General features: G+C 60.2%; 14 protein-coding genes. 11 read left to right on the top strand and 3 right to left on the bottom strand.

Annotated features, from left to right (window positions below):
- Positions 1 to 56: 56 nt before the first annotated feature.
- Both D3242_RS26960 and D3242_RS26965 read right to left on the bottom strand, forming a co-directional pair.
- Positions 57 to 1,028, bottom strand: coding sequence for a type II secretion system F family protein (locus D3242_RS26960; RefSeq protein WP_064980349.1), 972 nt, complete (start codon positions 1,026 to 1,028; stop codon positions 57 to 59).
- On the bottom strand, positions 1,028 to 2,413 hold the full coding sequence (locus D3242_RS26965; protein ID WP_064980350.1) for a TadA family conjugal transfer-associated ATPase: 1,386 nt from the start codon (positions 2,411 to 2,413) through the stop codon (positions 1,028 to 1,030). The genes D3242_RS26960 and D3242_RS26965 overlap by 1 nt, the downstream gene beginning before the upstream one ends.
- A gap of 541 nt (positions 2,414 to 2,954) precedes the next feature.
- Between D3242_RS26965 and D3242_RS26970 the strand changes: the two genes are divergently transcribed.
- The 11 genes from D3242_RS26970 to D3242_RS27020 all read left to right on the top strand — a co-directional run bounded on the left by D3242_RS26970 (position 2,955) and on the right by D3242_RS27020 (position 11,458).
- Positions 2,955 to 3,128 carry a Flp family type IVb pilin gene (locus D3242_RS26970; RefSeq protein ID WP_064980352.1) on the top strand — a complete coding sequence of 58 codons (174 nt, stop codon included), beginning with the start codon at positions 2,955 to 2,957 and terminating at the stop codon, positions 3,126 to 3,128.
- 150 nt (positions 3,129 to 3,278) lie between these two features.
- Positions 3,279 to 3,452 carry a Flp family type IVb pilin gene (locus D3242_RS26975; protein ID WP_064980354.1) on the top strand — a complete coding sequence of 58 codons (174 nt, stop codon included), beginning with the start codon at positions 3,279 to 3,281 and terminating at the stop codon, positions 3,450 to 3,452.
- A gap of 75 nt (positions 3,453 to 3,527) precedes the next feature.
- Entirely contained in the window at positions 3,528 to 4,592 is a 1,065-nt protein-coding gene (gene cpaB / locus D3242_RS26980) for a Flp pilus assembly protein CpaB (RefSeq protein ID WP_064980355.1), read from the top strand.
- 54 nt (positions 4,593 to 4,646) lie between these two features.
- A complete protein-coding gene (locus D3242_RS26985) occupies positions 4,647 to 6,092 on the top strand; it encodes a type II and III secretion system protein family protein (RefSeq protein ID WP_019860367.1) in 1,446 nt (481 codons plus the stop codon).
- 4 nt (positions 6,093 to 6,096) lie between these two features.
- Positions 6,097 to 6,384, top strand: coding sequence for a hypothetical protein (locus D3242_RS26990; protein WP_019860370.1), 288 nt, complete (start codon positions 6,097 to 6,099; stop codon positions 6,382 to 6,384).
- 79 nt (positions 6,385 to 6,463) lie between these two features.
- Entirely contained in the window at positions 6,464 to 7,966 is a 1,503-nt protein-coding gene (locus tag D3242_RS26995; protein ID WP_038644583.1) for a TadE/TadG family type IV pilus assembly protein, read from the top strand.
- A gap of 5 nt (positions 7,967 to 7,971) precedes the next feature.
- A complete protein-coding gene (locus D3242_RS27000; RefSeq protein WP_223217872.1) occupies positions 7,972 to 8,514 on the top strand; it encodes a TadE/TadG family type IV pilus assembly protein in 543 nt (180 codons plus the stop codon).
- A 2-nt stretch (positions 8,515 to 8,516) separates the two neighbouring features.
- On the top strand, positions 8,517 to 9,152 hold the full coding sequence (locus D3242_RS27005; protein WP_064980357.1) for a TadE/TadG family type IV pilus assembly protein: 636 nt from the start codon (positions 8,517 to 8,519) through the stop codon (positions 9,150 to 9,152).
- Positions 9,149 to 10,312, top strand: a complete 1,164-nt coding sequence (locus D3242_RS27010) for a CpaE/TadZ family protein (protein WP_064980359.1) — start codon at positions 9,149 to 9,151, stop codon at positions 10,310 to 10,312. The genes D3242_RS27005 and D3242_RS27010 overlap by 4 nt, the downstream gene beginning before the upstream one ends.
- The gene (locus D3242_RS27015; RefSeq protein ID WP_064980361.1) at positions 10,296 to 10,886 is read left to right on the top strand and encodes a L,D-transpeptidase; all 591 of its coding nucleotides are present in this window, start codon (positions 10,296 to 10,298) and stop codon (positions 10,884 to 10,886) included. Before D3242_RS27010 ends, D3242_RS27015 begins: the two co-directional genes overlap by 17 nt.
- A complete protein-coding gene (locus D3242_RS27020; RefSeq protein WP_064980363.1) occupies positions 10,883 to 11,458 on the top strand; it encodes a hypothetical protein in 576 nt (191 codons plus the stop codon). Before D3242_RS27015 ends, D3242_RS27020 begins: the two co-directional genes overlap by 4 nt.
- A gap of 87 nt (positions 11,459 to 11,545) precedes the next feature.
- Here the strand turns inward: D3242_RS27020 and D3242_RS27025 are convergent, their stop codons facing one another.
- Positions 11,546 to 12,082, bottom strand: a complete 537-nt coding sequence (locus D3242_RS27025; RefSeq protein ID WP_064980365.1) for a hypothetical protein — start codon at positions 12,080 to 12,082, stop codon at positions 11,546 to 11,548.
- Between the last annotated feature and the right edge of the window lie 221 nt (positions 12,083 to 12,303).

A 12,303-nucleotide genomic window follows, 5' to 3' on the forward strand; every position in this document is an offset into this window, starting at 1 on the left:
CCGCAAGCGAGAGCAGAAGGGCCGGGTTTCCAATATTGGTGAACAAGTCCGCTCCCTCAGAAATCGAAATTGACCATCCGGTACATGATAAAGTCCCCCAGCAGCGCCCAGAGACCGAAGATCAGAAACACCGGAAAAATCAGTGGGCTTCCCCATACATCTCCATAGTAGCTCGGGGCGAGAGCCGCGAGGATGCCGAGCATCAGAACCGGAAACAGGGAAATGATCCAAGCAGACATGCGTCCCTCGGCGGAAAGGGCCTTTATCTTCATCCGGAGCGTCCGCCGCCCGCGCAACACGGAGGCGAGATTCGACAAGATTTCCGTGAGGTTACCACCGGTTTTGGCCTGGATTGAGAGAGCCACCGACAGAAGGTGAAGCCCTTCAAAGCCGACCCTTTCCGAAAGCTTTCGCACCGCTTGCTCTAAGCTCAGGCCGAAGGTTATTTCGTCTGACACGATACCGAATTCGGTCCCGAGTGGGTCGGGCATCTCGCGCGCGACAAGACCAATGGCGACGGTGGTTGGGTGGCCGGCACGCAGCGACCGAACAATCATATCGAGCGCGTCGGGAAGCTGTGACGCGAATTTCTGAATTCGCTTATTCCGGGCACGTCGCAGAACGAGAAGTGGCAAAGCGAACCCGACAAATAGGAAAGCTACGGTCGCGACGACAACTGAGAAGCCCAGAAGCAATAGCAGCAACAATGCTAACACCAAGCCAGCGAGCAGGAACATCGACGCAAATGCGAGCGGATTGCCCGTGATACCTGATTGCGTGTAAAGCCGATTCAGCGCAACCGCGCCGAAAAGGTAGTCGCCAGATGCGGTCAGGCCGCGTTCCTGTAACAGTCCTTGCAAACTCTGTTCCGCCGGCGATTCCTCTCCCAGTCGCTCGAGACGCCGATTGATTGCGCCTGCACGCGCCCGCCGCCCCGCAAAGGACAGATAGAAGGACTCGGCGGCGAGAATGACCGACGCCGCCGCCAACACATAGATGAAGTAGAGTAGGGTCTGACCGGTCGGCATCAGAGTGGTACCTGCGGATTGAACGCATCTTTTGCGAAATGGTACCCCATCGCCGCGGCTTCAGTCGCAAAACGCGGCCGTACACCGGTGGCGCGAAATTCACCGACAATCGCGCCATCGGCGCGGACGTCGCGGCGAACGAAGTGATAGATTTCCTGAAGCTGGACGACATTGCCTTCCATGCCGGTCAGTTCCGATATGGAAGTGACGCGCCTGCCGCCGTCCGAGAGCCTTTGTGTCTGTACGATGATATCGATGGCCGAGGCGATTTGCGCACGGATGGAATCATTGGTCATTGGCATGCCGGCCATGCCGACCATCTGTTCGAGCCGCGAGATCGCATCGCGCGGCGTGTTGGCGTGGATGGTGGTCATCGAGCCTTCATGGCCGGTGTTCATCGCCTGCAGCATGTCGAAGGCCTCCTCGCCGCGCACCTCGCCGACGATGATGCGGTCCGGCCGCATGCGCAATGCATTCTTGAGCAATTCGCGTTGACGAACCTCGCCCTTGCCCTCGACATTGGGCGGGCGCGTCTCCAGCCGGCCGACATGCGGTTGCTGCAACTGTAGCTCCGCCGCATCCTCGATGGTGATCAGGCGTTCCCTCGACGGGATGTAGCTCGACAACGCGTTGAGCAAGGTGGTCTTGCCGCTGCCGGTGCCGCCGGAAACCAGGATCGATTTGCGCGACTGTACCGCGATGCGCAGCAGATCGACCATCGGCTGCCGGATCGAGTTGAACGCCATCAGACGCTCTAGAGAATAAGGGTTCTTGGAAAATTTACGGATGGAGACCAGCGGGCCGTCCACCGAGATCGGCCGCACCGCGATGTTAACGCGTGAGCCGTCTGCCAGCCGGGCATCGACCATCGGTGCTGATTCGTCGACACGCCGGCCGATCGCCGAGACGATCTTGTTGATGACGCGCAACAGATGCGCCTCGTCGCGGAAGCGAATCGCGGTTTCCTCGATCACGCCATATCGCTCGATGAAGACACGCTTGTGGGTGTTGATCAGAATGTCGGCAATCGAATCGTCTTTCAACAATGGCTCGATCGGCCCCAGGCCAAGCATTTCGTCGGCCGTGTCGCTGGTCAATTGATCGAGTTCGCGCGCGTTCAGCGGAAGGTTACGACCACGCACGAACTCGCGCACGATGGGGCGGATTTCGTTGAGGATCTCGTCCTTCGACGCAGTTTCGAGCGACGCGAGATTGAACCGGTCAATCAGATGTCGATGCAGATCGACTTTCAGCGCCAGGAACTCGTCGCCATGCGGTTCGAGATCCGCGACAGGCGGGGCGCCGCTGGCAACTTGGAGGACCGCCACTGACTCCTGCTTTGGCTCGATCCGCGTCTCGCCACCCTTGATGAACCGCCCCAGCATAACCCCTTATACCCCTCCAGCGCATATTAGCGGAAACTAAACGTTAACCAAGCGCCGCACAAGCGCCGGGACGGCTCACGGCCAGGCAATACTTTCAACATAGTTAAGAAGCGGCGCTAGAAAATATCGTTTTTGTTTCCGGTCTCCACGCCGTCAATCATGAGTGGAGTACCAAGCCTCGGGGCGCCCGAGTCCCTTGCACGCCCAAACACCGATATCCATCCCATAATCGGCTATAACCCCTTAGATATAAAGGAATATGTCATATTGCTAAAATAGAGACAGCTTAATTAGCTTGGCGGCATAATTATGAACGAATGGTTAAGAGCGCTTGAAAAATCAGACGAATCAAGGTGTTGCTGAAATTTAGGGCCGGGCTCAACTCGACAGTTCATGTATTGGGAAGTTAAGGAACCGTTAATCCCGTTTGACTCTGCAATTTCTCGGGACCTAGGATCGAGATGACGGGGGATGCTTGGGTATGGGGTTCATCCTTGGCTCTGTCTCGTCGGGTTCAAACCTCCAAAAGGGAGAAATTGACATGAAGAAGCTCATGACGATGACCCGGCAGTTCCGCGACGACGAAAACGGCGCTGCTATGGTCGAATATACGATCTTGCTCGGTATCATCACCATTGCTGTGATCGCGTCGATCATAACTGTCGGCGGATGGGTCGGCGCCCGGTGGGTGACGCTGGCGGCGGCGCTGCCGTGATCTGACTCCAATCGGTCCTATCGGCGCCGAGGACATTTTCGGCGTCGATCATTGGGTAAGGCAGTAAACTTGAAGAAGACGGGGGATGCTTGGGTATGATTTCATCCTCGGCTCGTCTCGTCGGGTTCGACTCCAAACGGAGAAATTGGCATGAAAAAGCTCATGACGATGGCCCGGCAGTTCCGCGATGACGAAAACGGCGCTGCTATGGTCGAGTATACAATCCTGCTCGGCATCATCACCATCGCGGTGATCGCATCGGTCATAACCGTCGGCGCATGGGTGGGCACCCAGTGGACATCGCTGGCGGCAACGTTGCCGTGATATCTTGAAACACGTCGACGCCGGGGAAGTTACCCGGCGTCGATGAACCAAAGCAAACGCGGGCGGGGCAACAAAATGCGCGCAAATACTGTCATAATGGTCGTTCTCGCTGGCGTGTTCGGCGTGCTGGCGGTGGTGCTTGCCAACATCTGGCTGGCCAATCAGCGCAGCGCCATGGCACGAACAGGAGATGTAGAGCGCGATACTGTCGTGGTAGCGGCTGTTGCGCTGAAGTTCGGCGACACCTTGTCCACCGACAAATTGCGTGAAGTCGCGTGGCCGGCAGGCGCGGTTCCGGCCGGCGCTTTCAGGACGGCAGAGGAACTTCTGACCAAGGACCTTCCGGCTGGCGGAGGCTCCAAGCAGGCGTTGCAGTCGATCGGTGTCAACGAACCGGTTCTCGCCAGCAAAATCACCGGCCCGGGCCAGCGCGCCACGCTTTCGGCGGTGCTTGCCGAAGGCATGAAGGCAGTTTCCATCCGCGTCAACGACGTGCTTGGTGTCGCCGGCTTCGTCTTTCCGGGAGACCGGGTCGATGTGCTGCTGACGCGCACCGTGCGTGACAGTGACGGCACGGACCAGAGTTTTGTCGACGTGCTGCTGCAGGGCATGAAGGTGCTCGCCGTCGACCAGGTAGCCGACGAAAGCAAGGACAGCCCGACCGTGGTCAAATCGGTCACGCTCGAGGCCAGCACCAAGGACGCGCAGAAGCTGACGCTGGCGGCAGGCGCCGGCCAATTGTCGCTGGCGCTTCGCCAGGCCGCCGCCAGCAAGGGCGAAACGACCGAGCGGGTGACGCTTTCCGACCTGACCGGCGAAATGCCGGCCGACGTCGCCAAAAAGCAAGCGGAACTCGCCAGGCAGGCAGCGGCCGACGCTGCTGCGGCAGCCGAACGTCAGCGCGCGGAAGATGCACAGAAGCGCGCCGACGACAAGATCGCAGGATTGGCACAGGCCGTGGACCGGGTGGGAAGCAAGCTCGACGAGTTGGGCAAGGTCAAGCCGACTCCGGCGGTGGCCTCCGCGCCGGAAGCCCGGGAAGTTGTCAAATATGTCACACCTGAGCCGCCGTCGCGTGCCACCGTGGGCGTTTTCCGGGGTGTGAAGCTCGAGACATATGACGTGCCGCGACAACCGTGATAAGCTGCAGCTAATAAAATGGGGTTGCCATAGGCAGCAATCGGGGAGACGGGGATGCAGGGGTTTTGGGTAAGGATGGCGGCGGTCGCGCTGTCCTGTTTCGCGACGCTACCAACGTGGAGTCACGTGGCCGAGGCCGCAGACCGCTTCATCGATGTGTCGAATCCCAGCGTTCATCGTGTTTTCCTGCCGATGTCGCAGTCGGTGACGATCGCGGTGAACGCCACACTTGGCGATATCGTCGTCGGTGACGAAAAAATCGCCGACGCGCAGCCGATGACCGACCGCACGCTCTATGTCATCGGCAAGGGGGCCGGCACCACCACGGTCAATCTGTTTTCAACGGATAAGCGTTCACTCGGCGTCATCCAGATCGAGGTCGGCGTCGACGTCAGCGACATGGCGCAGGCGATCCGCCAGGTGGCGCCAAGGTCGCGCATCGAAGTCGCCTCGGTCAACGGCAGGGTCAGGCTTGGCGGTCATGTCAAGGACGGCGCCACGCTGGCGGCGATCATGGCGGTTGCGCAGCAATATGGTCCTGACGCCATCATCAACTCCGTGATCGTCGACGACAGCCAGCAGGTCAATCTGGAAGTGCGCGTGCTGGAGGCCAAGCGCAATGCTGGCCGCGACCTGGGCGTGTCGATCAGGAGCACAAACAGCCGGGGTACGACTCAAGTCGGAACCGGTATTACCGCCGTCGACAAGGACAATGTGGTGCTGGGCACCGGCGGTTTTCTCAGCGACCTCCTGTCCACCTCTACTCCCTTCGGAGCGCTGCTCACCCGCGTCATCGACAGCAACATCAAGGTCGATCTGTACATCGAGGCGCTTGAGGCCAAGGGCGCGGTGCGCACGCTTGCCAATCCCAATCTCACCACGCTCTCCGGCGAGCAAGCAAGCTTCAACGCCGGTGGCGAAGTTCCTATCCGAACTCTCGACAAGAACGGCGAGATCAGCATCGTCTACAAGCAATTCGGCGTCAATCTTCTGTTCACGCCGGTCGTGCTCGACGACGGCAAGATCCACATGAACCTGGCGCCGGAAGTCAGCGACCTGAACGGCTTCACCACCGCCGGCGACCCGATTTTCACCAACCGCAAACTGTCCACCGTCGTCGAATTGCGCGACGGCCAGAGCTTCGCGGTCGGCGGGCTTTTGTCCAGCAGGACCACCAAGCTGCAGAACCAGGTGCCATGGCTCGGTCAGGTGCCGGTGATCGGAACGCTGTTCCGCAATTCGAGCAACCAGAAGGAAGAGACGGAACTGGTCGTCATCGTCACGCCGCACATCGTGCGGCCGGTGAAGCCCGGCGAACAGCTGGCAACGCCTTTCGACAAGACGCGGCCCGCCAACGACCCGGAATTCTTCGTGCTCGGTCAGCTCGAAGTGAACAAGGACATGATCCGGAAATATGAAACGGGCGACGGCGTCACCGGCCCCTATGGCCACATGCTCAACTTCAAATCGAAGGACAAGATGCTCTATGTCAAAAAATAGCGCCTTGATCCTCGTCCTGAGCGCCGGTCTGCTGACGGGCTGTGCGGCGGACTATTTGAATCACTACGATTCAGTGACCTTGGCCGCGGGCGACTCGCAGAAGTACAATTCGCTTCTGCAGACGGTCGATCCGTTCAACCCGGCCTCCAGGAATACACACATAGGAGGCGATGGTGCGCGCGCAGCCGCTGTTGCCAACAACTACAAATTTCCACCACCACCGCCGCCACCGCCTGCCATCACGGTCAATGTCGGCGGGGCGGGGTCGGGTGTGACGACGACGACGCCGTAAACTGAAACGGAAGGATGCGGTTTCAGCGCGCCAGGCCATACGAGGAAACCTGGCGTCAGGGGAGCAAAGAGTAAGAGCCATGCTGCGAACCATTCGCGCGTTCTGGCACGATCAGAGGGGAATAGCGCTGCTCCTCGTCAGCGTTACGCTGCCGGCGATCATCGGCTTTTCGCTGTTGGCGATCGACATGAGCCGGGTCAACAATTTGCATAACGACCTGCAGAAGGGCGCCGATGCCTTTGCGTTGGCCGGAGCCGCCGAGCTCGATGGCTTGCCCGGCTCATGGGCTAGGGCCGAACGCGCCATGGCGACATTGGTTGCCAACCAGGCCGCATTCTCGACCGTTGGCGCCAATGGTCGGTTCACTTTGACGTCCGGGCAACCGGGCGGCACCGCACAGTGCAACAGCGCCGGCAACATTTCGTGGTGTTTCCTCAAGAGCTTACCCGCAACAGACGGAGCCCCGGTCACCAGCGCAAATTATGCCAATGCAACGCAATCCATCGGCGAAGATGAAACTGCTTTCATTGAAGTGAAGGTGGCGCCGACCGGTTTCGCCGCAATATTCCCGGCGTCGTTTCTGACGGGCAATTCGGCCAGTAACGGTTTCAACGTTGCAGCCCGGGCGACTGCCGGGTTCACGTCGGGCGTCTGCGATTACACGCCCGTTTTCATGTGCAATCCGTATGAGGACACATCCATCACCGGCGGCGTCACGCTCGAACAGGCGGCACAATCCAGGCAATACCGTCGCCGTCAGATCGTGCTGCGCGGCGACGGATCTTACTTTCCCGGCAACTTCGCTTTCCTGGCTTCACCATTTGGCAATGGCGCCAATCAGCTCGAAAAGATGCTCGCCGACTCCAAGCCGCAGAATTGTTATTCGCGCGACGGCGTCAATACCGAGCCTGGACAGAATGCCGGGCCTGTAGAGAATGGCATCAACTCGCGCTTCGGCATCGATTCGTCAAACTATTCGGACGGACCTGGAGTCAATGTGCGCAAGGGTGCCAAGAACGGCAGCCAGTTCGTCAAGAGCAACAAGGTCGACTACGAAACAGACCCGACAAAGGGTGTCGGGCTTGAGCGTGACTCGTGCCAGATCGCCGGCAACTGCACCTTGATGGGCGGCCGCATGGGCGACGGTAACTGGAATTTCGCGCGCTACTGGGCCGCCAATCATCCCACACGTGCCGTGCCATCGGCTCTATCCGGAACCGGCGCCAATCTCCCGACACGTTATGAGGTCTATCGCTACGAGATCGACAACAATATCTCTCAGGACGCCGCAGTCGGTGGCGAAACGGGTGTCCCGCCTGCGGCGGCAGGCACCCCGATCTCGATCCCAGACCGCCGGTTGCTGTACGGCGCAATCCTCGACTGCAATGCGCTTCAGGCTTCGGGCACGAATTTCAGCGGCCGCCAGACGGGGATTCCCGTGAGGAGGTTCGGTAGCTTCTTCATCACCGAGCCTATCAAGGACGGGAAGAATATCTACGTCGAGTTGGTCGACATCACCGGCAAAGGCGGCAACGGTACGCTCGACAACTATCTGCGCGACGAAGCGCAGCTCTATCGGTGACCGCGATGTTCAAGATGCTGTCCCGATATCTCAGTCGATTTCGTCGCGATCAACGCGGCGCGGTGATTGTCGAGATGACACTGATCACGCCGCTGATGCTGGTTTTGTCCGCGGGAGTGTTCGAGTTCGGCAACCTGATCCATGACAAGCTGCTTATGGAGGCCGGACTTACAGACGCCGCTCGCTATGCCGCGCGCTGCAACAGTCAGCTTTATACCGACTCCGGGCTGGCGGCGATCAACTGTACCACCATTGCCGCCAACATCGCCGTCTACGGCAAGCCATCTGTAACCGTTGTCAACGGCGTCGTGACCGATACTCCGCGCGTCAGCGGCTGGCAGACATCTAATGTCACCGTGACCACCAACAACTCCTGCCAGGATACCGTGGTGGGCGGCGTTACCCAATATCGCTCCACCACGGCACAAGTCTGCACCGTGCGCGCATCCGGTACCTACCCGTACACCGGTGTCGGGATGCTTGCGTTCATCGGCATCGGGCCGATCACGCTTCAGGGCTCCCACGACGAGCGGTTGATCCGGTTCTGACCATGATCCAGCGTTTCGCAAAATCAGAAGATGGCGCGGCGATGGTGGAAATGACCATCGTATCGACGCTGCTGTTCTCGCTTGTCCTGGGCTTCGTCGATTTCGGCTATGCGTTCTACCAATGGAACGCGGCCACCAAGGCGGTGCAGGTCGGCGCCCGGCTGGCGGCGATATCGGATGCGGTGGCAACCAACCTCGCGACCGCGGGTCCGATCTCGTCTCCCGGCGCCCCGATTGTCGCCGGCGCCTATGGTCCCTTCGTCTGCACCTACACCGCCGGCACGGGCGGCTGCAGCAACGGCGGCGGCTTCAGCGCCGCCAATTTCAGTCGCATCTTTCGTGGCGACACCGCCAACACCAATGATGACGCCTGTCCCAATGTGGGCACAAACCAGCGGCCGGGCATGTGTCACTTCTTCCCAGGCTTGCTGCGCAGCAACGTCGTCGTCACTTACTCCGCCACCGGCCTTGGCTATCAGACCCGGCTAAGCGGTCCGGTGCCGACAATCACCGTCAGCCTGCAGAACAGAACCTTCCAGTTCTTCTTCCTCCAGGGACTAATGGGTTTCGCCAACATCAACATGCCCTCCATGCTGAGCACGGTCACGGGCGAAGACATCAAGAGCACCTGGCCATGAATGCCATCAACACCAAGGTTACACCGACCAAGCGCAAGCAGGTCGCGCTGTTTTCGTCGGATCCGAATTTCAAGCGCGACGTGGCGACGCGGCTCGATGCGCTGGCGATCTATGACGTCAGGGTTTCCGAGACGGACGATTTTCTCAAAGGTCCGCCGGCCGATACGCGTCCCGGCATCGTCATCCTCGATCTCGGCGCTGGCGAGTTGCTCGGCAAGGCCGGCATCGTCGAGGCGCGCGCGCTGTGGGCGACGGTGCCGCTGATCGCGGTTTCCGATGAGCTGACGTCGGAACAGACGCGCGTGCTGGTGCGCATGAACGCCTCGGACTGGCTGCACAAGCCGCTAGACGGCAAGGAACTGCTCAATGCGGTGACCTTCCACGATACCGGCAACCAGGGCACGAAAAGCCGGATCATCACCTTCATCAGCGCCAGCGGTGGCGCCGGTGCCACGACGCTCGCTTTGTCGGCGGCCGAATTCCTGGCCTCGAAATCGGCCGAGCGCGCGGCCTCGACCTGCCTGGTCGATCTCGACTTCCAGAGCGCCAATTGCGGCGCCTATCTCAATCTGTTCAACCAGTTCGATCTCGCGGGCATTATCAATCAGCCGGAAAGGCTGGATGTCGAGCTGATGGATGTCATCAAGCTCACGCGCCCGTCCGGTCTCACCCTCTATGCGTTCGAGAGGCCGCAACTGCCCTTCGAGCCGCACGGCAGCGATTTCGTCTTCCGGCTTCTGGACCTCGTCGCCTACCGCTTCGACGACATCGTCATCGACCTGCCCAATATCGAAACGCCCTGGCACAATTCGGTGCTGTCGACCAGCGACGAGATCTTCATAGTCTTCGAACTCAACGTCGCTTCGCTGCGGCAAGGCAAGCGGCTCTACAAGAAGATCCGCGAACTGCGCGGCAATGCGGTCAGCATCACGCTGGTCGCCAACAAGCACAAGCGCAAATGGTTCGGGAACCATTTTTCGCGCAGCGAGCTCGAGAAGATATTCAAGGCGCCGCACATCAAATCGGTCGCGCTGGACAATGCCCTTCTGACCGATGCCTTGAACCGGGCGATCCTTCCCTCCGAAGTGGACGGCAGGGCGCGCTTCAACAAGGATCTGAAGAAGATGTTCAAAGAGCGGCTCGATGACGCTGCCCGGTAGAGATGGCCTCGTCTCCAGGCTGGCCGGCACCTGCGTGCTCGGCCTGGTGCTGGCGATGTCCGCCCAGGGCTTCGCCGAGGCGCGGTCGGGGCTTTCAGACCGGCCGCCGCTGCCGGCGATGGGCCCCAGCCTGCGCAAGGCGGTTGCCTTTGCGACCACCGAGCAGCCGGGAACGATCATCATCCGCAAGAGCGAGAAGGCACTTTACCTGGTGACCCGCCAGGGCCAGGCATTGCGCTACCAGATCAGCGTCGGGCGTGACGGATTTGGCTGGACCGGGGTGGTGAAGGTCGGCGCCAAGACGGAATGGCCGCAGTGGCGCCCGCCCCGGGAAATGCGCGCCCGCCAACCGGAACTGCCGGAGTTGGTGCCTTCGGGTCCCTATAACCCCTTGGGCGCGCGGGCGCTGTATCTGCTGCGGGACGGACACGACACGCTCTATCGCATCCATGGCACCAACGATCCCTCGGGCGTGGGATTCGATGGCACGTCGGGCTGCTTTCGCCTTACCAACACGGATGTGATCGATCTTTTCAAGCGCGTGCCAGTTGGCACCAAGGTGGTGGTTCAATGACGACGATCAGCGACCCGCATGTACCGACTGTCTCCGCCGAGCCGATTGAACCGCAACTGCTCGGCAAGGATGCGAGCCGGTCGCGGCTGGCCGTCGTCGTCGGCGTTGGATTGACCCTGTTTGCCGTGCTGAACGCAACCGCCGCCATCTACCTCTATCGAGGCATCAATGACCTGCGCACCGTGGAGGGACGGCTCGAGGAACTCGGTGCGTTCGAGCAGCGGATCGTTGCCCGGCTCGATACGGTCAACAACGGTTTTCAAAGCCGATTTGAACGGCTGGACAGCCAACTGCAGGGCAATTTCAACGAAATCAACGGCAGCATATCCAGGTTGGAACAAAACCCGCCCTCGGCGCGTGACGACAGCAGCACCAGTACGGCGGAACCCGTCGTCGTCACCAGCACCGTGGCGGACGCTTCTTCCGACAACAGCGATGTCGCGGCCGAACCCGCGGCTGTCGAGACGCCACGGCCAATCAAGCGCAGGAGTGCCGCACCCCCTGGCCCGAACCCCGCCTACCAGCGAACTGAAACGCCGGACGGCAAGGTCTATTATCGCAAGATCAATTGAGGCGTATCGGGGTTCCGGTGAAGCCGGACGGAGCTGAGCCTCATGCAATTGCCGACGTCCGGACGTTTCGAAACGCCCTATGCCAGACTAAAGATCCCGTCCCAAAGTCATGAGCCGCAGGGCCAGAGACTCACCGCGCAGTCGCGTCTCGCGAAGGAACGCGACATGACAGTACGCGCAGGCCACGAAGCCCAGAACGAGCACCAGGCTGTTCTGCCAAGTAAAATCGATCTTCAGGGCGAATTGGAGGCCGTTGGACATCGGAAATGCCGCGACCGTGCTCGCCGTCTCCGAATGACTGCTGGAAGCGATCATCAGTCCGGCAAAGAGCAGCGCGACGTGGTTGGCCAGGAAGAAGGCGGCCGCCGGTCTCACCCGGCAAGCGCTCCAGAACACCAGTGCCGCGGCAACCAGGATGACGGCATCCAGGGCCATCGAACCATAGAGATACGGGTCGATCTGTTGCCAGAACATCGCCGACAAGGGGCGCAGTTCAAGCCAGATCCTCCACATTGCGGGGCTTGCGGGATAACTCCCGAGTAGCATGGTCGCTATTCGCTCGCAGGCCAAAACGACCAGGATGAAAGCCGGAAAAGCGAAGAGTAGTATCGGCCTGCGCTTCATTTTGACCTCGACAATCTGGCATCAGCATAGATTGCAGAGATTGAGCGAGGCTTAACGCAAGGGCGCCACTATGCCCGTGCTTGGCAGTTCATTCGGGCAGCCCTCAATCCAGTATCGGCCCTTGATGCCGTGGTCGCATGGTCTTGGCCGAACGCCGTCCAATTTCCACGGCTGCCTTCCGGCCATGCAGGCGTCATACGATTCTGCCGGCATTGAGCCGT

The sequence above is a fragment of the Mesorhizobium jarvisii genome (assembly GCF_003601985.1).
Classification (GTDB): Bacteria; Pseudomonadota; Alphaproteobacteria; order Rhizobiales; family Rhizobiaceae; genus Mesorhizobium; species Mesorhizobium jarvisii.

Coding starts and splice junctions, on each gene's coding strand:
- cpaB (WP_064980355.1), top strand. CDS start 3,528: ATGCGCGCAAATACTGTCATAATGGTCGTTCTCGCTGGCGTGTTCGGC.
- D3242_RS27000 (WP_223217872.1), top strand. CDS start 7,972: ATGTTCAAGATGCTGTCCCGATATCTCAGTCGATTTCGTCGCGATCAA.
- D3242_RS26970 (WP_064980352.1), top strand. CDS start 2,955: ATGAAGAAGCTCATGACGATGACCCGGCAGTTCCGCGACGACGAAAAC.
- D3242_RS27015 (WP_064980361.1), top strand. CDS start 10,296: ATGACGCTGCCCGGTAGAGATGGCCTCGTCTCCAGGCTGGCCGGCACC.
- D3242_RS26960 (WP_064980349.1), bottom strand. CDS start 1,028: ATGCCGACCGGTCAGACCCTACTCTACTTCATCTATGTGTTGGCGGCG.
- D3242_RS27010 (WP_064980359.1), top strand. CDS start 9,149: ATGAATGCCATCAACACCAAGGTTACACCGACCAAGCGCAAGCAGGTC.
- D3242_RS27005 (WP_064980357.1), top strand. CDS start 8,517: ATGATCCAGCGTTTCGCAAAATCAGAAGATGGCGCGGCGATGGTGGAA.
- D3242_RS27020 (WP_064980363.1), top strand. CDS start 10,883: ATGACGACGATCAGCGACCCGCATGTACCGACTGTCTCCGCCGAGCCG.
- D3242_RS26995 (WP_038644583.1), top strand. CDS start 6,464: ATGCTGCGAACCATTCGCGCGTTCTGGCACGATCAGAGGGGAATAGCG.
- D3242_RS26965 (WP_064980350.1), bottom strand. CDS start 2,413: ATGCTGGGGCGGTTCATCAAGGGTGGCGAGACGCGGATCGAGCCAAAG.
- D3242_RS26985 (WP_019860367.1), top strand. CDS start 4,647: ATGCAGGGGTTTTGGGTAAGGATGGCGGCGGTCGCGCTGTCCTGTTTC.
- D3242_RS27025 (WP_064980365.1), bottom strand. CDS start 12,082: ATGAAGCGCAGGCCGATACTACTCTTCGCTTTTCCGGCTTTCATCCTG.
- D3242_RS26975 (WP_064980354.1), top strand. CDS start 3,279: ATGAAAAAGCTCATGACGATGGCCCGGCAGTTCCGCGATGACGAAAAC.